The sequence below is a fragment of the Nocardia brasiliensis IFM 10847 genome, from assembly GCF_000710915.1.
Taxonomy (GTDB): domain Bacteria; phylum Actinomycetota; class Actinomycetes; order Mycobacteriales; family Mycobacteriaceae; genus Nocardia; species Nocardia brasiliensis_A.
In genome coordinates this window covers 13,077-32,844 of record NZ_BAUA01000121.1, presented here as the reverse complement: position 1 = coordinate 32,844, position 19,768 = coordinate 13,077, and the positions used below count along the sequence as shown (strand labels likewise).

Annotated in this window: 20 protein-coding genes; 10 read left to right on the top strand and 10 right to left on the bottom strand. The window is 69.1% G+C overall.

Annotated elements, in window-relative coordinates:
* Both NBRGI_RS26355 and NBRGI_RS26350 read left to right on the top strand, forming a co-directional pair.
* Window positions 1–919: sensor histidine kinase (locus tag NBRGI_RS26355; RefSeq protein WP_029899902.1), on the top strand; the 919-nt coding region annotated here is incomplete at its 5' end.
* A 74-nt stretch (window positions 920–993) separates the two neighbouring features.
* Window positions 994–2,163, top strand: coding sequence for a membrane protein (locus NBRGI_RS26350; protein ID WP_029899901.1), 1,170 nt, complete (start codon window positions 994–996; stop codon window positions 2,161–2,163).
* 3 nt (window positions 2,164–2,166) lie between these two features.
* On the opposite strand, the gene NBRGI_RS26345 is transcribed toward NBRGI_RS26350, so the two are convergent.
* From NBRGI_RS26345 to pdxH, 5 genes are all read right to left on the bottom strand, one after another.
* A complete protein-coding gene (locus NBRGI_RS26345; protein WP_029899900.1) occupies window positions 2,167–2,925 on the bottom strand; it encodes a hypothetical protein in 759 nt (252 codons plus the stop codon).
* A gap of 207 nt (window positions 2,926–3,132) precedes the next feature.
* A complete protein-coding gene (locus NBRGI_RS26340) occupies window positions 3,133–3,492 on the bottom strand; it encodes an FKBP-type peptidyl-prolyl cis-trans isomerase (protein WP_029899899.1) in 360 nt (119 codons plus the stop codon).
* Between the two features lie 44 nt (window positions 3,493–3,536).
* Entirely contained in the window at window positions 3,537–4,850 is a 1,314-nt protein-coding gene (locus tag NBRGI_RS26335) for a citrate synthase (RefSeq protein ID WP_081868618.1), read from the bottom strand.
* A gap of 192 nt (window positions 4,851–5,042) precedes the next feature.
* Window positions 5,043–6,323 (bottom strand): MFS transporter, encoded by a 1,281-nt coding sequence (locus tag NBRGI_RS26330; protein WP_029899897.1) that lies wholly within the window; start codon window positions 6,321–6,323, stop codon window positions 5,043–5,045.
* 69 nt (window positions 6,324–6,392) lie between these two features.
* Window positions 6,393–7,121, bottom strand: coding sequence for a pyridoxamine 5'-phosphate oxidase (pdxH, locus tag NBRGI_RS26325; RefSeq protein ID WP_029899896.1), 729 nt, complete (start codon window positions 7,119–7,121; stop codon window positions 6,393–6,395).
* 124 nt (window positions 7,122–7,245) lie between these two features.
* On the opposite strand from pdxH, the gene NBRGI_RS26320 reads away from it, so the two are divergent.
* Both NBRGI_RS26320 and NBRGI_RS26315 read left to right on the top strand, forming a co-directional pair.
* A complete protein-coding gene (locus NBRGI_RS26320; protein WP_014981562.1) occupies window positions 7,246–8,394 on the top strand; it encodes a citrate synthase 2 in 1,149 nt (382 codons plus the stop codon).
* A 125-nt stretch (window positions 8,395–8,519) separates the two neighbouring features.
* Window positions 8,520–9,398: a polysaccharide deacetylase family protein gene (locus tag NBRGI_RS26315; protein WP_235211107.1), complete on the top strand. Its 879-nt coding sequence runs from the start codon at window positions 8,520–8,522 to the stop codon at window positions 9,396–9,398.
* Between the two features lie 9 nt (window positions 9,399–9,407).
* Here NBRGI_RS26315 and NBRGI_RS26310 read toward each other — a convergent pair whose 3' ends face one another.
* Window positions 9,408–10,088, bottom strand: coding sequence for a hypothetical protein (locus NBRGI_RS26310; protein ID WP_029899893.1), 681 nt, complete (start codon window positions 10,086–10,088; stop codon window positions 9,408–9,410).
* A 180-nt stretch (window positions 10,089–10,268) separates the two neighbouring features.
* Between NBRGI_RS26310 and serC the strand changes: the two genes are divergently transcribed.
* The 3 genes from serC (at window position 10,269) to NBRGI_RS26295 (ending at window position 13,886) form a co-directional block, all read left to right on the top strand.
* The gene (serC, locus tag NBRGI_RS26305) at window positions 10,269–11,393 is read left to right on the top strand and encodes a phosphoserine transaminase (RefSeq protein ID WP_029899892.1); all 1,125 of its coding nucleotides are present in this window, start codon (window positions 10,269–10,271) and stop codon (window positions 11,391–11,393) included.
* Between the two features lie 212 nt (window positions 11,394–11,605).
* Window positions 11,606–12,685, top strand: coding sequence for a septation protein SepH (gene sepH, locus NBRGI_RS26300; RefSeq protein ID WP_029899891.1), 1,080 nt, complete (start codon window positions 11,606–11,608; stop codon window positions 12,683–12,685).
* Between the two features lie 457 nt (window positions 12,686–13,142).
* A complete protein-coding gene (locus tag NBRGI_RS26295) occupies window positions 13,143–13,886 on the top strand; it encodes a DUF6928 family protein (RefSeq protein ID WP_029899890.1) in 744 nt (247 codons plus the stop codon).
* On the opposite strand, the gene NBRGI_RS26290 is transcribed toward NBRGI_RS26295, so the two are convergent.
* The gene (locus tag NBRGI_RS26290; RefSeq protein WP_029899889.1) at window positions 13,887–14,171 is read right to left on the bottom strand and encodes a DUF2537 domain-containing protein; all 285 of its coding nucleotides are present in this window, start codon (window positions 14,169–14,171) and stop codon (window positions 13,887–13,889) included.
* A complete protein-coding gene (locus tag NBRGI_RS26285; protein WP_029899888.1) occupies window positions 14,168–14,968 on the bottom strand; it encodes a TrmH family RNA methyltransferase in 801 nt (266 codons plus the stop codon). Before NBRGI_RS26285 ends, NBRGI_RS26290 begins: the two co-directional genes overlap by 4 nt.
* 184 nt (window positions 14,969–15,152) lie before the next feature.
* Here NBRGI_RS26285 and NBRGI_RS26280 point away from each other — a divergent pair, with 184 nt between their 5' ends.
* Together NBRGI_RS26280 and NBRGI_RS26275 are read left to right on the top strand one after the other, a co-directional pair.
* Complete coding sequence (locus tag NBRGI_RS26280; RefSeq protein WP_029899887.1) at window positions 15,153–16,358, top strand: GNAT family N-acetyltransferase; 1,206 nt, start codon at window positions 15,153–15,155, stop codon at window positions 16,356–16,358.
* Window positions 16,359–16,426: 68 nt separating this feature from the next.
* A complete protein-coding gene (locus NBRGI_RS26275; protein WP_235211108.1) occupies window positions 16,427–16,819 on the top strand; it encodes a YccF domain-containing protein in 393 nt (130 codons plus the stop codon).
* Window position 16,820: 1 nt separating this feature from the next.
* Here NBRGI_RS26275 and NBRGI_RS26270 read toward each other — a convergent pair whose 3' ends face one another.
* Window positions 16,821–17,258, bottom strand: coding sequence for a MarR family winged helix-turn-helix transcriptional regulator (locus NBRGI_RS26270; RefSeq protein WP_029899885.1), 438 nt, complete (start codon window positions 17,256–17,258; stop codon window positions 16,821–16,823).
* Between the two features lie 107 nt (window positions 17,259–17,365).
* Here NBRGI_RS26270 and NBRGI_RS26265 point away from each other — a divergent pair, with 107 nt between their 5' ends.
* A complete protein-coding gene (locus NBRGI_RS26265; RefSeq protein WP_029899884.1) occupies window positions 17,366–17,617 on the top strand; it encodes a DUF2530 domain-containing protein in 252 nt (83 codons plus the stop codon).
* Between the two features lie 3 nt (window positions 17,618–17,620).
* Here the strand turns inward: NBRGI_RS26265 and NBRGI_RS26260 are convergent, their stop codons facing one another.
* Window positions 17,621–19,678, bottom strand: coding sequence for a neutral/alkaline ceramidase (locus NBRGI_RS26260; protein ID WP_029899883.1), 2,058 nt, complete (start codon window positions 19,676–19,678; stop codon window positions 17,621–17,623).
* Between the last annotated feature and the right edge of the window lie 90 nt (window positions 19,679–19,768).

The following is a 19,768-nucleotide window of genomic DNA, read 5'->3' as shown; positions in this document are numbered from 1 at the left end:
CTGGGTGCTGGCGGGCGCGCTGCTCGCCATCGCCGCCGCGGCCGCACTCGGCTGGCTGCTCGCCGGGCGCGCGGTGCGCCCGATCGTGCGGCTCACCCGTCAGGTCGACGCGCGCAGCGCGCTGCCCGACCCGCACAACCCGCAGACACCGGTGGACGGCTCGGGCGTGCGCGAGGCGGAAAAGCTGGCGGACGCGGTGAATACGATGCTCGAGCGGGTCGACGAGGCGCAGTCCGCGACCGCCGCGGCACTGGAGACCGCACGGGATTTCGCGGCAGTCTCCGCGCACGAGCTGCGCACCCCGCTCACCGCCATGCGCACCGATCTAGAGGTGCTGCGCACCCTGGACCTGGACGAGGCCCAGCGCGCGGAGATCCTCGGCGACCTGCAACGCAGCCAGGGCCGGGTGGAGACCACGCTCGCGGCCCTGGAGCGTCTGGCCACCGGCGACCTGACCCATGACCGCGATCACGTCGCCACCGATGTGGGCGACCTGTGCGACCAGGCCGCCCACGACGCCATGCGGCACTTCCCCGGCCTCACCGTGCGCATCGACAGCGACGCCGAGCTGGTGACCCGGGGCCTGCCCGCCGGACTGCGCCTCGCGGTGGACAACGCGCTGGCCAACTCGGCCAAACACGGCCGTGCCACCCAGGCCCTGGTCACCGCGCATCGGACGCCGAACGGACATATCGTCATCAGCATCGACGACAACGGGCGCGGAATCCCCGAGCACGAGCGGCAGGCCGTGTTCGACCGGTTCTTCCGCGGCAGCCAGGCGAGCAAGGGCGGTTCCGGCCTCGGCCTCGCCCTCGTCGCGCAGCAGGCCCAATTGCACGGCGGGCGCGCCTATTTCGACGACGGCGCGCTCGGCGGCGTCCGCCTCGTGCTCGACCTGCCCGAACGCACCGCGAACTGAGCGGTCCGCGGTCCTTAGCGAACTCTCATAGAACAGCCATGGGCGCGGACGGATCCGAGTTCTAGGGTCGGGCTGTGATCGGAAAACGCGCCCGCTGGGCTCTTCTCGCCGTTGCTCTCGTCAGCGCTGGCGCGCTCGGCGCCGGTGTCACCGCCTGCGGTAGTTCCGACCGTGGCCCGACCGGGATCGCACTGGTCAACGCCGATACCGGGCCGACGGGCGCAAAGGTGGTGAAAGCGCTCGAGGACGCGGGCGGCTACGAATGGACCGCGGCGAAGGAGGGCGAAGCGAGCACCGACGACTACGCGGCGGTGATCACCCTGCCCGCCGACCTCACCGAATCGATGGGCACCCTGGCCGGTGCGCAGCCGCGCCGGGCCAAGGTCACCGTTGCCACGCACAAGAACGCCGACGGCGAGCTGGTGCAGGGCGCGGTGACCGAGGTGACCCACCGGGTCGGCGCGCTCGGGGTCGACGCCGCGTTGGCGGCCGTCGCGCAGGCGCGTTCACAGATGACCCAGGTGCAGTTCACCACCCAACTGCTGAAGGCCGGGGTGAACGCCGCGGCCTCCGGCGCCGACCAGTTCAGTTCGGGCGCCGACCAGCTCCTCGGCTTCCTCGACTTCGCCAAAGAGGGCTCCGCACAGCTCACTTCGGCCATCGCACTGCTGAACTCGACCGTGGACGGGGCCGCGAAACAGGCGAACGAACTGGCCACCGCACTGGATTCGACCGGCATCACGATCGCACAGGTGGAGCAGACCGCGAACACGGTGAACTCCGGCCTGGATCAGATCATCCCGCTGCTGCGCGCACTCCCCTTCGCGAACGATCCGGCGCTGGCCGACATCATCAAGAAACTGGAAGGCCTGCAGAGCATTTCGGGCCAGGCGGGCGCCCAGCTGACCGGCCTCGGCTCGCTCGTCGGCGGCGCGGTGGACCCGAACACCGATCTCGGCACCCTGCTTCGCACCGTGGTCGACCGATTGACCAGCGCCAGTGCGCAATTGAACGAGGGCGCGAAGCTGGCCGAGGGCCTGCCCAAGCTGGCCGACGAGGGCGGCGCCCAATTGGTCAGCGCCATCAGCCAACTCACCGGCGGCGTCAGTCAGTTGCAGACCATCGTGAACAACCTCGGCACCCAAACCGACAAGGCCGTCGCCGCCCTCCCACAGCGCAGCAGCACCCAGCAGTCCGCCCTGGCCCTCGCCCTGACCGACCCGGTCGAGATCGTCCGGCAGTAATCGCTACAGCCAGCCCGCCGCACGCCATTTCAACACGGCGAAGGCCTCGGCTTTGTCGGCCGCGACCCGGTCGGCGAGCGAACCGCCCAGGGTCCGGGCGCCGCGGAAAGCGTTGAGCGCGGCATGCTTCGCCTCCCTGAGTTCGGTGGTCAGATCACTGTCCGCACCGGTGCCACAGAGCCGTCGCCGCTTCTCGGCCAGATAATCCGACAGCCCCTTTTTGGACATGGCCTCCGAGGACGATGGTTCGCTATCTCGGCAGATGTCGTCCTCGGGCTCCCCGCACGGACCGCCGGTCGCAGCGGTGTGCGCACACACCGCCACCAGCGCGGCCTTGGTGTTGTCGAGGTAGGAGGAGCCGAGACCGAATGTTTCCTTACGGGTATCGGGGGCCGCCCCGACATCGCCCTTCATCTCGAACGGGACGGTCGCTTCGAATTCTCGATACTTCTCCAGCGGGGCGCTCTCGAACCGTCCCGCCGCGCTGGTGGCCCGCTTCGCCGCACAGGCCTCGACGGCCTCGGGGGTTTGCGCGGCTTCCTCCTCCGCCGAAGTGCACAGCCGCACGTCGCGCAATTGCTCGTCGGTGATCGCATCGGCCGGGTTGTCCGCGGCCATATCACCGTCATCGCGCACCAGGACGACTTCGGGCGCACCGGCGGCCCGGCGGTCCGCATCGCCGTGACCCGGCAGAGTAAGCCCCCAGCCCGCGGCAGCCACCAGCGAAACCAGTGCGAACCCGGCCACGTTCGTCGAACCCATCGAAAGCCTCCCTCAGCTTCGGACACCGCAGGAATTCGGTCGACAGAGCTTGCGAATCAGGTGAGATCGTAGATCCGCTACCTTGCGTTCGAGGCCATCCGCCGGTCAGCCGGGGTGTCCGATCCCTCGGGCACCTGCCCTGGTCAGGGCAGGAAAAGGCGGTGGCCCATACCCCTTGACGGGATATGGGCCACCGGGCGCGACGGGTCAGTTGGCGTCGAGCAGATCGATCACGAAGACCAGGGTCTTGCCCGCGAGGGGGTGCCCGGCACCGGCGCCGCCGTAGGCCAGCTCCGGCGGAATGGTGAGCTGCCTGCGGCCGCCGACCTTCATGCCCGGGATACCGTCCTGCCAGCCCTGGATCAGGCCGCGCAGCGGGAATGTGATGGATTCGCCGCGGTTCCAGGAGGAGTCGAATTCCTCGCCGGTGTCGAATTCGACGCCGACGTAGTGCACCTCGACGTTGCCGCCGGGCACGGCTTGCTTGCCTTCACCCTCGATGATGTCCTTGATCACCAGCTCGGAAGGCGCGGGGCCGCCCTGGAACTCGATCTCCGGCTTGGTCATTCGGGTTATCCCCTTCGTTGGTGGATGGTGGGTATTACTCGGTACTACTGACGATTGGTGATCTCGCGGTAGTCGCGCGCACCGTAACCGGTGTAGATCTGCCGCGGACGGCCGATCTTCAGCGGCTCGCTGTGCATTTCGCGCCAGTGCGCGATCCAGCCCGGCAGCCGGCCCATGGCGAACAGCACGGTGAACATCCGGGTGGGGAAGCCCATGGCCTTGTAGATGACGCCGGTGTAGAAGTCGACGTTCGGGTACAGGCGACGCTCGACGAAGTAGTCGTCGGTGAGCGCGGCTTCCTCCAGCGCCTGGGCGATGTCGAACAGCTCGTCGTTGCCGAGCTTGTTCAGGATCGCGTCGGCGTGCTTCTTGGCGATCGCGGCGCGCGGGTCGTAGTTGCGGTAGACGCGGTGCCCGAAGCCCATCAGCTTCACGCCGTCTTCCTTGTTCTTGACCTTGCGGATGAACTCGCGGACATCGCCGCCCTCGGCCTTGATGCCGTCGAGCATCTCCAGCACAGCCTGGTTCGCGCCACCGTGCAGCGGGCCCCACAGCGCGTTGATACCGCCGGACACCGAGGTGAACAGGTTGGCATCGGAGGAACCGACGAGCCGCACGGTCGAGGTGGAGCAGTTCTGCTCGTGGTCGGCGTGCAGGATGAGCAGCATGTCCAGCGCCGCCGCGACCTCGGGGTCGACCTCGTAGGGCTCGGCCGGGAAGCCGAAGGTCATCCGCAGGAAGTTCTCCACCAGGCTCAGCGAGTTGTCCGGGTAGAGGAACGGCTGGCCGACCGACTTCTTGTACGAGTAGGCCGCGATGGTGGGCAGCTTGGCCAGCAGCCGGATGGTGGACAGCTCGACCTGCTCGGGGTCGCGCGGGTCCAGCGAATCCTGGTAGTACGCCGACAGCGCGTTCACCGCGGACGAGAGCACCGGCATCGGGTGCGCGTTGCGCGGGAAGCCGTCGAAGAATCGCTTCAGATCCTCGTGCAGCAGGGTGTGCCGGCGGATCCGGTCGGTGAAGTCCTCCAGCTGGGCCTGCGACGGCAGCTCGCCGTAGATCAGCAGGTAGCTCACCTCGATGAAGGTCGAGGACGCGGCGAGCTGGTCGATCGGGTACCCGCGGTAGCGCAGGATGCCCGCTTCACCGTCGATGTAGGTGATCGCCGACTTGGTGGGGGCGGTGTTCATGAACCCCGGGTCGTAGGTGACGTACCCGGTGCTGGCGAGCAGCTTTCCCAGCTCGATCCCGTCGTTGCCCTCGGCGGCCTTGGTGACCGTCATCGGGAATTCCCCGCCGGGATAGGTGAGTACCGGCTTGGCGTCTTCGTCGACGTTGATGATGTTCTCAGCGGGCACGGAAGGATCCCTCTCAGGCTAGAACCGTAGGCATCGTCGCGGTCGGCGCACGATGCACTTGTCTCAACGCTAGACGTTCACCGACCCGGACAACCACGGAGGGTAGTCCTGGGGAGGCTCACAATCACTTCCCGGCCACGTGAGGTCGGCACAGCACATCGCACCACAGTTGCCAGGAATTCGCAGGGCGCTTCACGCCACTGTTTCCGCATGTGCGCGGCCCACCCGGTATCGGACGAATGCCGGGAACGCCACCGCCGCGATCACTACGCCGACCACGACCAGTCCGCCGCCGCCGGCGGCCGCCACAGCAGTACCCAGACTCGCGGCCGCGAAACCGTGGGCAACATCACCGATGCGGGGCCCACCTGCGACAACCACGATGAACACGCCCTGCAGCCGGCCACGCATCTCGTCGGTGGCGACCTGCTGCAGCATGGTGACCCGCAACGCCGCCGAGACCATGTCGACCGCGCCGCCGAACGCCGAGCAGAGCAGCGCGATCCACAGGCCGACGCCCAGGCTCAGGCCGTGTCCGGTGAAACCGACGGCGAGGCCGAAGCCGACCATGGCCAGGCCCCACAGGGCGATGCAGATGAGCACGGCGAGTCCCTGCCGCCGGATCCGCGGGATCCAGCCCGAGAACACCCCGCCCAGCACCGCACCCGCCGACATGGACGCGAACAGCAGCCCGAGCGCGACGCCGCCGGTGGTCGGATCGCCGAAGGTCTCGTGCGCGATCTGCGGGAACAGCGCGCGCGGCATGCCGAACACCATCGCGATCACGTCGACGGCGAACGACGCGAGCAGCACCCGCTGCGTCGCCAGATATCCGAAACCGTCCAGCACCGTGCGGAACCCGGCCTTGCGCACCGATCCGGTCGGCGGCAGCGCCGGCAGCCGCCAGACCGCCCACAGCGTGGCCAGCAGGAAGACGGCGTCGATCAGATAGAGCATGGACAGCCCGATGAGCGGGATCAACGCGCCCGCGAGCACCGGTCCGGCGATCGCGCCGAACTGCATCACCGTCATGCTGAGCGAATTCGCCGCCGCCAGTTGGTCTTCGGGCAGCAGGCGGGGAATGGTCGCGCTGCGCGTCGGCTGGTTCACCGCGAAGAATGCCTGCTGCACCGCGAACAGGCCGAGCACCACCCAGACGTTGTCCAAGCCCGCGGCGGCCTGCAACCAGAAGGCCAGCGCGGTGAGCCCGGTACCGGTGTTGGTGATGAGCATCAGCTTGCGCCGGTCCATCACGTCGGCCAGCGCGCCGCCCCACAGGCCGAACACGATCAGCGGCACCAGGCCGAACAGCCCGGCCAGACCGACGTAGCCGGAGCTGCCGGTGATCTGGAAGATCTGCTGCGGCACCGCGACGACGGTCAGCTGGGCGCCGATCATGGTGACGATGCCCGAGGTCCACAGACGCCGAAAATCGCTGTGGCGCAGGGGCGCGGTGTCGGCGAGCAGCTTCACCGGGCGCACAATAGCGAGTCGAACCCGGTTGTCACGACTGGATATTGATCACCCGCGCAACGGGAATAATCACGGCTGTAGTCGGTCGACCGTCATCGTCGCGTCGCGAATGAGCACCCGGATGCGGTTGTGCAGCCTGCCGCGGCGCCCCTGCCAGAACTCCACCTCGTCGGGACGCAGCAGGAATCCGCCCCAGTGCGGTGGCACCGGGATGTCGTCGACGTCGGCGAACCGCTCGACCGTCTCGGCCATGATCCGATCCAGTTCGGCGCGCGAGCCGATGGTCCTGGACTGATGCGAGGCCCATGCGCCGAGCTGCGAGTCGCGCGGGCGGGAACGCCAGTACACGCCGGTGGTCTCGGCGCCGACCCGTTCGATCGCCCCGCGCACGTGCACCTGCCTGCCGAGCGCGGGCCAGACGAAGGTGGCCGCGGCGAACGGGACGGCGGCGAGCTGGCTGCCCTTGGCCGAGTCGTAATTGGTGTAAAAAGTCACACCCTCGGGCGAAAGCCCCTTGCAGAGGACCGTCCGGGCGACGGGCCGTGGCGTGCCGCTCGCCAGTGACACGGTGGCGAGCACCATGGCATTGGGCTCCGCGACACCGACCGCGGTCGCTTGCTCGATCCAGTGGCGTAACAACGGTTCCCAGCCGCCGGCCAGCCAGGTTTCGTCCAGATCGACGTCTTCGCCACTGCCGAACGGAGCACCGCCGTAGTCGACTCGCATCGCCGCGAGATCGGGGGTCGGCCCGAATCCGGCCGCTTCCTGTCCGCCAGATGAATTGTCCAGGTCACGCATGGGGCAGACGTTACTCCGCAGTAGCAAGGAGCTAAGGTTTTAGTGATCGGCATGTACTCGGCGAGCCTTGCTACCCCTCTTCGACGAGCATCATGCGGCCCGAAGTGCAAGGAGAAGTCACAACATGACCACCACCCCCGCGGTGCCTACTGGGCAGACCGCCGTACCCAGTGATTTCGTCAGCGGCCTGGAGGGCGTGGTGGCTTTCACCACCGATATCGCCGAACCCGACAAGGACGGTGGTGCGCTGCGCTACCGCGGCGTCGATATCGAGGACCTGGTCGAGGGCCGAGTGACCTTCGGTGACGTGTGGGCCCTGCTGGTCGACGGCGAGTTCGGTCGCGGTCTGCCGCCCGCCGAGCCCTTCCCGCTGCCCGTGCACACCGGTGACGTGCGCGTCGACGTGCAGGCCGGCCTGGCGATGCTCGCGCCGATCTGGGGTTACCAGCCGCTGCTCGACATCGACGACGAGACCGCGCGGGACAACCTGGCCCGCGCCTCGGTAATGGCACTGTCCTACGTCGCGCAGTCCGCGCGCGGCATCTACCAGCCCGCGGTGCCGCAGAAGCAGATCGACGAGTGCACCACGGTCACCGAGCGCTTCATGACCCGCTGGAAGGGCGACCCGGACCCGAAGCACACCGAGGCGATCGACGCCTACTGGGTGTCCGCGGCCGAGCACGGCATGAACGCCTCCACCTTCACCGCCCGCGTCATCGCCTCCACCGGCGCCGACGTCGCGGCCTCGCTGTCCGGCGCGATCGGCGCCATGTCCGGCCCGCTGCACGGCGGCGCGCCCGCGCGTGTGCTGCCGATGATCGAGGGCGTCGAAAAGTCCGGCGACGCAAGGGCTCTGGTCAAGGGCATCCTGGATCGCAAGGAAAAGCTGATGGGCTTCGGGCACCGGGTCTACCGGGCCGAAGACCCGCGGGCCCGCGTGCTGCGCGCCACGGCGAAACGACTCGGCGCCCCGCGCTACGAGGTGGCCGCCGCGCTGGAGCAGGCCGCGCTGGCCGAACTGCGCGAGCGTCGCCCGGATCGCGCCATCGAGACCAACGTGGAGTTCTGGGCCGCGGTGATCTTGGACTTCGCCGAGGTGCCCGCGCACATGATGCCCGCCATGTTCACCTGTGGCCGCACCGCCGGGTGGTGTGCACACATCCTCGAGCAGAAGCAGCTCGGCAAGCTGGTCCGGCCCGCCGCCATCTACACCGGCCCCGGACCGCGCCGCCCCGAAGACGTCGCGGGCTGGAGCTCGGTCCGGCACGCGTAGTCCCGCGGCCGTCGCCACGCGCATGGCCGTGGTGATCGAACGAACACGACACGAGCCGAATGCCCTACACCAGTGGGGCGTTCGGCTCGAGTAGCATCCCCCTGACGTCGAGAGAGAGCTGACGGATGGTGGAAGAGGGAATGTCGCGGCGGCGGATGCTCGGCTTGGGCACCGCGATGGCCGCCGGTTTCATCGCCACCGGATGCTTTACCGCCCAGCGTGATACGACCGCGCCGCCGAGTTCCACCGAGGCCGAAGCACCGCCGAGCGACCGAGTCGTCGTCTCGAAAGCCGCTCCCCCGCCGCCGGACAACTCCCCCGCCGCGGTCGCCGCTCGCTATGCCGGTGTTCAGCCGCAGCAGTGGGGCGTGGAGATGGCAGGCATCACAAGCACTTTCGCTGCCGCGGGCAAGCAGATGGCGTTGACCTTCGACGCCTGCGGCGGTCCGGGCAACAACGACATCGATCAATCGTTGATCGATTTCCTGGTCGCTCAGCGGATTCCGGCCACGTTGTTCCTGAACAAGCGCTGGATCGACGCCAATCAGGAGCGGGCCGCTCATTTGGCCGCGAACCCCCTGTTCGAACTGGCCAATCATGGTGTGGCGCACAAACCACTGTCGGTGACCGGCCGGGCGGCCTACGGCATCGCGGGCACCGGCTCGGCACAGGAGGCGGCCGACGAGGTCTGGGCCAACCACGAGCGGCTGTCCGGCCTGCTCGGCCGCCCGCCGCGCTTCTTCCGCGCCGGCACCGCGCACTACGACGACGTCGCCGTGCGGATCGTGCGGGAAATCGGCGAGACCCCCCTCGGTTTCAGCATCAACGCCGACTACGGCGCCACCGCCTCCGCCAACCACGTCGCGACCGCGATGAACGCCGCGGCGCCGGGGGCGATCTCGCTCGCGCACATGCACCGGCCGCAGTCGGGCACCGGCGCGGGCATGATCGCGGCGCTGCCCACCATCCGCGCGATGGGCTTCACCTTCGTCCACCTGCCCTGACGCACGCGGTCAGTCCTCGCCGAGCGAGGCGGCCCAGTCGACGGCGACGGACTCGCCGTGGTCGACAGTGAAGAAGGCGACCTCGAGATGCTCGCCGAGATCGACCAGACCGATCGCGGCCAGCGGCACCGGCTGCACCAGCCGGACCAGCCAGGGCGTCGGCTCGTCCCAGGCGCGCACCTCCAGATCCAGCCGCAGCACCGGGTCGTCGCGCCCGGAGTAGTCCGCTGCCACCGGGGTCGCCGCCAGCACGGTCGCGTCGGCGCGGCGTCCGTCGGCGAGGATCTTGGCGATGCCGGCCCGCCCGGTTTCCGCGAAATCCGGTACGTAGAGCACCAATCGGTCCCGGTCACCCGGATCTATGCGGCAGCACACCACATCTCCGGGCTGCATCCATTCGAGATCGGCCGCGGACACCCGCTGGCGCACCCTGGTCTCATACGGTGCCGTGCCGTCCACCAGCACTCGGACCCAGAACACATGCCCCGGTTCGCGCCGCGAGGCCGTGCGCGAGTCCGGTTCGCCCGCCTTCGAACTCGGCCGCACGCCCAAGATCGTTGCCGAACCGAGCGCTCCGCGCATCAGCAACTCGCGCCGCGCCGCGTCCGAGATCGCCCCCGCCCGTACCCCGAAGGTGCGTGACCGGCGACCGCGCAGTCGCCACCCCGAGCTCGCCGACGCCATGTTCATGGGCGCAAAGGTTAGCTGGAGTGTGCCCGGCGACACAGCAATACCACCGCAACTCGAGCACGCCGCGGGGAAATCCGGCAGCCGCGCGTGCCCGGCCGGGCCGAGCCCGGTCCGTGGCTTCGAGCACAGCAGCCCACCCGCACTGACAGAGCTGGTCCGACACGCTTTACCCTGTTCGGCATGACCACTGCGTTCCCGACGATTCCCGACGACCTCAAGCCCGCCGACGGACGGTTCGGTTGCGGCCCCTCCAAGGTGCGACCGGAGCAGTTGCAGTCTCTGGTGAGTGTCGGCGCCTCGGTGTTCGGAACGAGCCACCGGCAGAAGCCGGTGAAAGATGTGGTCGCGCGGGTCCGTTCGGGGCTGCGCGAACTGTTCACGCTGCCCGACGGCTACGAGGTGGTGCTCGGCAACGGCGGCACCACGGCCTTTTGGGACGCCGCCGCGTTCGGCCTGATCCGGGAGCGCTCGCTGCACCTCACCAACGGTGAGTTCAGCTCGAAGTTCGCCTCGGTCGCCAAGGGCAACCCGTTCATCGGCGATCCCATCGTGGTCTCGTCCGAGCCGGGCAGCGCCCCCGAACCGGTGTCGGACCCCTCGGCCGACCTGATCGGCTGGGCACACAACGAAACCTCCACCGGTGTCGCCATTCCGGTGCAGCGCCCGGTCGGCTCGGAGCACGCGCTGATCGCCATCGACGCGACCTCGGGCGCGGGCGGCCTGCCGGTGAACATCGCCGACGCCGACGTCTACTACTTCGCACCGCAGAAGTGCTTCGCCGCCGACGGCGGGCTCTGGGTCGCGCTGATGAGCCCCGCGGCGCTGGCTCGAGTCGAGGAGATCAAGGCCTCGGGTCGCTGGACGCCGGAGTTCCTCTCGCTGCCCGTCGCGATCGACAACAGCACCAAGGACCAGACCTACAACACTCCGGCGCTGGCCACGCTGCTGCTGTTCGCCGACCAGATCGAATGGCTCAACGGCAACGGCGGCCTGGACTGGGCGGTCAAGCGGACGCTGGATTCCTCGTCGCGGCTGTACAACTGGGCCGAGTCGAGCGAATTCGCCACGCCGTACGTCACCGACCCGGCGCATCGTTCGCAGGTCGTCGGCACCATCGACTTCGCCGACTCGGTCGACGCGGCCGCGGTGGCGAAGGTGCTGCGGGCCAACGGGATCGTCGACACCGAGCCCTACCGCAAGCTGGGCCGCAACCAGCTGCGCGTCGGCATGTTCCCGGCGATCGACCCCGAGGACATCAGCCAGCTCACCCGCAGCATCGACTGGGTCGTGCAGAATCTGGGCTGACACACCGGATTCGACTGCGCTCCACCCACGTGACACGCCACACATGACACGCCGTGGAGCGCGAAGCTTCAACTCGAACAGAGCAGATTAGCGGGGTGCGGAGGTCTCCGCGGAGATTTCCGCCCCGCGTGTCCTGCCCCACGGATCCCAGAAGTGCACTACTGTTTCGGAAAGTGGGCGGTGTCGCGAGTCGACGCGGTAAGGAGGTAACGGTGCGTGAACTTCGAGTGATCGGGGTGACGCCCGACTCCACGCACATCGTGTGTATCGACACCGAGTCCGGCGCGAAGTACCGGCTGCCCGCCGACGACAAGCTACGAGCCGCAGCACGCGGAGACCTTGCCCGATTCGGCCAGATAGAGATCGAAATGGAAGCAACTATGCGTCCTCGCGATATCCAGGCTCGAATCCGCGCCGGCGCCTCCGTCGAACAGGTCACCGCCGAGTCCGGCATGCCCGCCAGCCGTGTCGAGCGGTTCGCCTACCCGGTGCTGCTGGAACGCGCCCGTGCCGCCGAACTCGCCCAGAAGGCGCACCCCGTCCGCCCCGACGGGCCCGCCGTGGAAACCCTCATCGACGTCGTCACCGCGGCCTTCACCGAGCGCGGGCACAACATCGAAGGCGCCGAATGGGACGCCTGGAAGGACGAGAAGGGCTTCTGGGTCGCCCAATTGCAGTGGCAGAACGGGCGTTCCGAAATCGCCGCGCACTGGCGCTACCAGCCGGACGCGCACGGCGGCTCGGTCTCCCCGCTCGACGACCCGGCCTCGGACCTGATCGATCCCGACTTCGGCCGCGCGCTACGCGGTCTCGCGACGATCCTGCCCGCCGAGGCCGAGACCCCCGAACCGCAGCCCGAGCCGGTCGCCGAACCGCGCCCGGCCCCGGCGGCGCCGCCCGCCCGCCCTGCCGCCCGCCAGCAGGGCCAGCCGACGCTCGACGAATACTTCGAGCAGCGTGCGGTCGCGGCCGGCGGCAGCAGCACGCCCGCCATCACGGCGGGTGCGAACACGGCTCCTGCCGCGGCGAGCACCACTACGCCCGCCGCCGCGAGCCCCGCTCCGAGCACGCCTGCGCCGAGCCCCGCCGCGTCCACCGCGGAAAGTACAGCGGATACCGCTCCGCCCGCACCCGCCGCGCCGAAGGCTCCGGCGGCGAAGGCACCGGCCGCCGAGGAAGCACCGGCCAAGCCCGCCAAGGCTCCGGCCAAGACGGCCCGCACCAAGCGCGGCAAGGCGCCCATGCCGTCCTGGGAGGACGTGCTGCTCGGCGTGCGCAGCTCAGGTCACTAGCGCTCACCCGTCCCCGATCGCGTGTTCGATGCGCGGACGTTCACCTCCGCACCGCCGCTCGGGAGCGCCTGGCACTTCCGTTCGGAGACTGCCGCGCAATGTTTCGCACTCCGCGCGCGTTTCGTTCGGCTGAAACGCGCGCGGGGCGACGGGATGCGCGCGGCGGGTGGTCCGCCGCACTCGCGCTCAGTGCGTAGGTCGCGCGTTGGCCGGAATCGGTTTGCTGCGGCTGGAGCCGATTTGCTGAGCCCCGCGTAGCAACATATTTCGCGGCGCGCGGGCGTGTTCCGGGACCGAAGGACGGCCCGGAACCGCGCACGGCAGGTAGATTTTCAGGGTGGGATCGACGGCGTGCCAGGCATCGGACGAGACACCGACGCGGTGAATTGTTCGACACCCCAGTGCGTTGCTCGAAGTTCGCGGAGCTGATTCGTGCAACCATCGGGAGGTGCCGGAAATGCTATCGAAAGCTTCGTCGCTCTGGTACGTCGACGCATCCGACCCGTTGACGGTACTGCGCGCCAATCACGACCCGGATCCCGATGCCGCACTGGCACTTGCCAAACAGTTGCACAGCGATCGCGACGTCCTGCCGATCATGGTCGGCACGCTGGCCGGATGCGCCGGGCCGGACCTCGACGAGGTCTACATCGGCTGCTACCCCGGGGTGACCGTGGTGTGCTCGGCGCAGGCCGCCCGCATCCACCCGACCGAGCTGCCGGAACTGCTGGTGCGGCCGCTGGCCTCGGAGCACACCTACCTGGTGTCGTTCGACACCGCGCATGGGTGGGGCGCGTTCGCGCATTGGGAGCGTGGCGAATTCCGCCGGGCGTTCAGCTCCAGCCGGGTCAACATCCTGGAGGACGAGGGACTTCCACTGGTGTGGGAACGCCCGTACTGGGCGGGTGAGCACCCGGTGCGCTGGCAGGCCGGTGAACTCCCCGACCCGCAGACCCTGCCCTTCGATCCGCCCGACTTCGCCGACGCCGCGAACAACGAGTGGCTCGGCTTCCACTACCGCGCACCGGCCCCGGCGGGCGCGCTGGTGCCCGGCGACGTGGCGGTGTGCGGATTCACGCTCTACCCGAAAGGACAGGCGCCCGACCCGGCCACCCTGGTACCGCCCGAGGAAGAACCGGAGAGCGTGCGCCCCCGGCGCGGCCTGTTCGGCTGGCTGCGCGGCTCCGACCGCGTGTCCTGATCAGCTCGCGAGGCCACCGAGCAGCAGCACCAACCAGCCGAGCCCTACCCCGGCGACACCGCCGAGCACCACCCATCTGGTCACCGGCGCCTCGCGCAACCGCCAAGCGGTCGGCGCGGCCCCGCCGGCCGCGACCACGTTCACCGCGACCGCGAGCAGGGGATGCACCTCGGCGAGCGCCCGCCCGAACGAATACACCGCGATAGCGCTCAGCAGCGCGACCATGATCGTGACGGTCAGCCCGGCGCCCCACGGCGCCGGGCTCTGGGTAGGCGGATAGGTCACGTGCGTACCCGCTCGTAGAAGGCCATGGCCGCGGCGGTAGCGACATTGAGCGAATCGGTGCCCGGCGACATGGGAATTCGCGCGCGCACATCGGTGGCCCGCATCGCTTCCTCGGTCAGCCCCGGTCCCTCGGCGCCGAGCAACAGTGCCACACGCTCCCCTGTCATCGCGGCGGCCAGCGTCATCGCCTTCGCGTCGGGTGTGAGTGCGATGATCTGGAACCCTTTGCGCCGCAGTATATCCAGACCATCCGGCCAATTCGGCACCGAAGCGAACGGCACCCGAAGCACGTGCCCCATGGAGACCCGCACCGCGCGCCGGTACAGCGGGTCGGCGCATCGATCGCCGAACAGGATCGCCTCCGCGCCGAGCCCGGCGGCGTTGCGGAACATCGCGCCGAGGTTCTCGTGGTCGTTGACGCCCTCCAGCACCGCCACCGTGCGCGCGTGTGCCGTGACCTCGTCGAGGCTCAGCGGCGCCGGCCGGTGCGCGACCGCCAGCACGCCGCGGTTGAGGTGGAACCCGACCACCTCCGCCATCACCTCGGCCGAGGTCCGGTAGTAGGGCACCGCGACATCGGCCAGATCGCCGGCGAGCTCCACCCGGCGCTTGTCCACCCCGAACAACGCAGTCGGGGTGAACCGCGAAGCCAGCATCCGCTGGACCACCACCACCCCTTCGGCGATCACCAGTCCACGCCGCCCGGGCAGATCGGGCCGGCGGTCGGCGGAGTTGAGGTCGCGGAAGTCATCCACCCGCGGGTCGGTGGGGTCATCGATATCGATCACTTCGGCCACGGCTACATCCTGCCCGCCAGGGCTGCCGCGTGGCGCGACCGGTGTCCGATCCCCGCTACCCGGTGCGCCGGAAGCGGGTGCGCCCGTCGCTCGCGGCGCGGCACGAACGCGGTTGCCGTGCGCTGCGCGCGACCCGGGCGAAAATCGAGTGCGTGGCGCGCTGGGGGCGTGGGAGGGTGCAACGATGACGTTGACTGACGGCATCACTATCCGGTCTGCCACCGAGGACGATCTGAGTTCGATCAGGACGCTGGTGGCGACCTCGTTCGGCGCCTACGGACCCGCGGGCTTGCGCGAATACAGCCGGCAGCTGTTCCCGCCGGCCGACGCGATCGTCGCGGTCGACGACGGCGTGGTGGTCGGGCATGTGAAGTCCCGGCGGATGACGGTGACCGTGCCGGGCGAGCGGGCAGTGGACGGCTGCGGGATCGCCGCGGTCGGTGTGGCGCCGACGCATCGGCGGCGCGGGATCCTGCGGGCGATGTACACCGAGCAGCATCGGCGCACCGAGGCGGCGGGGCTGGCGCTGACGCTGTTCACGGCCAGCGAGGGCAGCATCTACGGGCGGTTCGGCTACGGACCGGCGGTGCGGGAGAACGCGGTCTCCATCGATCGGCGCTTCGCCGAATTCCGTCCCACCACACCGGATCCGGGCGGGGTGCTGCTCGCCGAAGCCGCCGAGGTCACCGAGCACGTCGAGGCCGTCTACGACCGGTGGCGCAGGCTCACCCCCGGCGTGCAGGTGCGGCCTGCGGCCTCGTGGGCCATGCTGTTCGCCGATCCGGAACCGGTCCGCAACGGTGGCTCAGAGCTTTTCGCGTTCACCCACCCGGATGGCTATGCGCTGTACCGGAATCACTTCACCGAGTCCGAGCGCACCGTCGACGTGCTGGAGCTGCGCGCGGTCACCGTAGAAGCCCACGCCGCGCTGTGGCGGGCGCTGCTCGGACTGGATCTGGCGCAGCGGGTGAAAGCCGTACTGGGCGACAATGATCCGCTCCCCTACCTGCTGACCGATCCCCGGCTGGTGCGCACCACGGCCCGCGAGGACGGACTGTGGTTGCGGCTCATGGACATTCCCGCGGCCTTGACCGCGCGCACGTACCAGCGAGACCTGGAACTCGTACTGGCGGTACAGGATCCGTTCCGCGATGCGGGCGGCACGTTCGCCCTGCGCGTGCGCAACGGCGTCGCCGAATGCGCGCCCACCACCCGCACCCCGGAGATCGAACTCGGCATCGACGTGCTAGCGAGCATGTACCTCGGCGCCTATCCGGCCCGAGTCTTCGCCGCCGCCAACCGGCTCCAGGCCAAGGACCCTGCCGACCTGGCCGCCCTGCAGGAAGCCTTCGGCACCGACCGCGACGCGGTGCTCGGCTGGTTCTTCTGAACCCGGCCGGAGCACACGGCCACGTGTGCTCCGGGCCGAGTGCTGGCATGCTGGTGGGTGTGAAGCCGATTCAGCTCGTCCTCAACATCCTCTGGTTGGTGTTCGTCGGTTTCTGGATGGCATTGGGCTACATCCTGGCCGGCGTCATCTGCTGCATCCTGATCATCACGATCCCGTGGGGCATCGCGTCGTTCCGGATCGCCGCGTACGCGCTGTGGCCGTTCGGCCGCACCACCGTGGAGAAGCCGGGTTCGGGCGCGGGCTCGCTGGTCGGCAATGTCATCTGGTTCATCGTCGCGGGCTGGTGGCTCGCGCTCGGCCACCTGCTGACCAGCATCCCGCTGTTCATCTCGATCATCGGAATCCCGTTCGGCTGGGCCAACCTCAAGCTGATTCCGCTGTCGCTGTTCCCACTCGGCCGCGACATCGTCGACAGCGACCAGCCGTTCGGCGCGCGCTGAGTTATTCGGATTCGTCGACGATCTGCTTCATGATGCCGACCGCACGGGTCAGCACCACGATCTGATCCTCGGTCAGGCCGGAAAGCTGCTCGGTCATCCAGACTTCCCTGGCGTTGGTCTCGTCGGCGATCAACGCACGGCCCGCCTCGGACAGCGAGACGATGATCTGGCGGCCGTCGGTGGGGTGCGGTTTACGCTCGACCAGACCGAGATCGGTGAGCGAGGCGATGACCCTGGTCATCGACGGCGGCTGGACGCGCTCCTTCGCGGCAAGCGCACCCGGAGTCATCGCACCGTCCCGAGAAAGGGTCGCGAGGGCGGACAGCTGGGTCAGCGAAATCTGCGCGTCGGCACGTCGACCACGCAGATGACGCGTCAGCCGGACCACCGCCAGCGAGAGTTCACCGGCGAGGGTTCGAACATCGGATGGCGTTGTCACAGAGGTGAACGATACGGGACCGGTGGCCGACGGACCGGCGTTCTCGCCGGTACGCGCACAGCCGCAGCCACATCGGCGGTGCGCGGGCCGCCCGGCACGCCGCCGTTATGCTGGGTGGCGTGACTCAGAACGTGCCGCAGATCCCGCCGCGGCTGACCGATCCGCGGCCCGTGCTCGCGGTCGGCTGCGCGCTCTGGCTGATCGCCACCGTGGTGGTGTGGGCCGGTGGCGATCGGTGGGCGTCGGTGCTGCCGGTCTGTCTGATGGGGCTGGTGGTCGGCGGGCTCGCGCTCGGGATCTTCCTGATCCAGCGGCGCGGTGCGCGGCGCGGCGACAAGGGCGCGCAGACCGGGCTCTGAGCGTCAGCGCACCTCGAAGTCGTTGCTGGTGCCCGTGAACGGGTGCAGCGCGCCGTCGGCGCTCAGGCTGTCGGCGTAGTGCTGCAGCCGGTAGCGGCCCGGCGTGGCATCGGCCGGGATATCCCAGGTGAACCGCGCGACGGAATCCGCGGCGCCGCGCTTGCTCCAGTGGAATTTCACCGCCCACTCGCCCTCGTTGGCCACCCGGATCCACTCGCCCGCGGAATTCTGCCGCTGCACCTCCAGGAAGGTGCCGTTGCGGCGCGGGTTGTGTTTCGGGTGGGCGGAGACGAATTCGGCGACGACCTGAGCGCCCGCGGCGTAAACCGGTGCGGGCTGGGTCAATACGTCGCCGAAGGTCCGGCCCGGCGGGGTGGTGTCCGGTCCGGCGCCCGGCTGGAAGTTGGGTTGCAGGTGGGACACGTCACGCGGGGCGGGCCCGCGCGGCACCTGCTGCCTGGCCGCGAACGCCGTTGCCAGCCTGGTGAACTCCTGCTGATACGCACCGAGGGTGTAACGGCCGAACAGCGTCGAGGCGCCCTCGTACTGCTGCGCGTCGTATTCCTCAGGGGTGGTGACGTATTCGTGGTAGGCGTTCGCGTAGCCCTGCATGAGGACCTGTTCGAGTGGCACGCCCAGCGCGTCCGCGACCGCCCGGCGCACCCGCAGCCCGGCGGTGATGGTGAATTCCCCACCGGCGGCGGCCAAATAGAGTTCGCCGATCCGGACCAGCTGGATCGGTAGCACGTTCGGCACCCAGGCCACCGGTGGCAGCAGGCCGAGCGGCGCGGCGATCGCCTTGGGCGCCTGGGCATCCGCGAGCCAGGCGGGCGCGGGCGCGTTCGGGTCGCCCAGCGCCTGCAGGAACGGATTGCGCACGCCTTCCGGGATGGGCACACCCGGCAGCCCCGGACCGTCCTCGATGCTGCCCGCGATGAGCGAGACGCCCGCCGCGGCCGGCGCGGTGTGCCTGGGCTGCCCGTCCGGGGTGAAACGGCCGTCGACGGCGATATCGGCGAGGTCGATGTAGCAGAGCAGTGCGTCGACCGGTCCGCTGGTCGGGCGGGCTTGGGCCAGCGCGTCTTTCGACGCCCGGTACTGCCGCTCGCCGATGATCCGGGTGTTCTCGAACTCGTCCTCGGTGGGCCCGGAGCCGGGGCGCAGGTTCAGGTTCGGCGACATATCGCCCGCGTTGGTCTGCGCGAATGCCGCGACGAAGCCGGGGTCGCCGTCGAGGTAGCGGACGCCGTGCTCGAGGTGCTCGTAGGAGAACGCCGCGTAACCCTTGTTGTCCGCGCTGATCAGCCGATTCTGGTTGGTCATCGAGGTGTTGTGGGTGGCGAACCAGGTGATCGCGCCGACCTGTCGACCGCCCTTGACGAGGGACAGCACCGTGACCGCCGGGTCGATGGCCTCGGGAAAATGTTGTTTGTCGGCAATCGGATTGAGTTCCCAGGCCACCCGCGACCGATTGACGCTCGCGTCGTGCAGTTCGCCGTGCCCCAACGCCAGCGCGCCGGGACCGAGATCGGCGTGCGCGGCCGCTACGGCCTCGACGATGCCGTTCACCTCCGCGTCGTACACCTGCTGCTGAAAACCCATGATGGACAGGTTGTATGCGTAATCGTTGCTGGAGCCGCCACAGGTCGCGTGCGAATGCGTCGAGGTGAGCAACACGTTCTGTTCGGTGTATTGATCGCCGAAGCGGCGCGCGAGTTCGGCCAGGACGCCGCGGTGCACGGACTGGAAAATCATGCCGTTCTCGGCCACCACGAACACGATTCGCCGGCCGCCCGCGCCGATGATGAACGCTCTGGCTCGCGGACGCAGGTGGATGCCGGCGGTCTGCTGCTCGAACTGGGAATAGCCCATCATTCCGCATTCGGCCGCCGGACCGGTGATGTCGGAGAGGCCGACACCGATCTCGTAGCCGCCGGAATCCGGCGCCGCGGCGGCCCGCGCGCCCGAGCGCTCGGCCAGGACAGGCACCGTGGCCGCGGCGGCCAGCGTCGCCGAACCGACTACGGTTCGGGCCAGAACGGTTCTGCGCGACAGCGGCATACACGTCTCCTTCGATCCTGATGGCAGCGAACCACACAACTGGTCACTCGTCCAGTCCAGATTTTTCGACCAGCGAATTGACTGCACGCG

Bases quoted from the DNA above. Each gene is read 5' to 3' on its own strand.
- NBRGI_RS26345 (WP_029899900.1), bottom strand. From the start codon at position 2,925: ATGGGTTCGACGAACGTGGCCGGGTTCGCACTGGTTTCGCTGGTGGCT.
- NBRGI_RS26320 (WP_014981562.1), top strand. From the start codon at position 7,246: ATGACCACCACCCCCGCGGTGCCTACTGGGCAGACCGCCGTACCCAGT.
- NBRGI_RS26265 (WP_029899884.1), top strand. From the start codon at position 17,366: ATGCTGGGTGGCGTGACTCAGAACGTGCCGCAGATCCCGCCGCGGCTG.
- NBRGI_RS26280 (WP_029899887.1), top strand. From the start codon at position 15,153: ATGACGTTGACTGACGGCATCACTATCCGGTCTGCCACCGAGGACGAT.
- pdxH (WP_029899896.1), bottom strand. From the start codon at position 7,121: ATGCGTGACCTGGACAATTCATCTGGCGGACAGGAAGCGGCCGGATTC.
- serC (WP_029899892.1), top strand. From the start codon at position 10,269: ATGACCACTGCGTTCCCGACGATTCCCGACGACCTCAAGCCCGCCGAC.
- NBRGI_RS26295 (WP_029899890.1), top strand. From the start codon at position 13,143: ATGCTATCGAAAGCTTCGTCGCTCTGGTACGTCGACGCATCCGACCCG.
- NBRGI_RS26340 (WP_029899899.1), bottom strand. From the start codon at position 3,492: ATGACCAAGCCGGAGATCGAGTTCCAGGGCGGCCCCGCGCCTTCCGAG.
- NBRGI_RS26260 (WP_029899883.1), bottom strand. From the start codon at position 19,678: ATGCCGCTGTCGCGCAGAACCGTTCTGGCCCGAACCGTAGTCGGTTCG.
- NBRGI_RS26315 (WP_235211107.1), top strand. From the start codon at position 8,520: ATGGTGGAAGAGGGAATGTCGCGGCGGCGGATGCTCGGCTTGGGCACC.
- NBRGI_RS26310 (WP_029899893.1), bottom strand. From the start codon at position 10,088: ATGAACATGGCGTCGGCGAGCTCGGGGTGGCGACTGCGCGGTCGCCGG.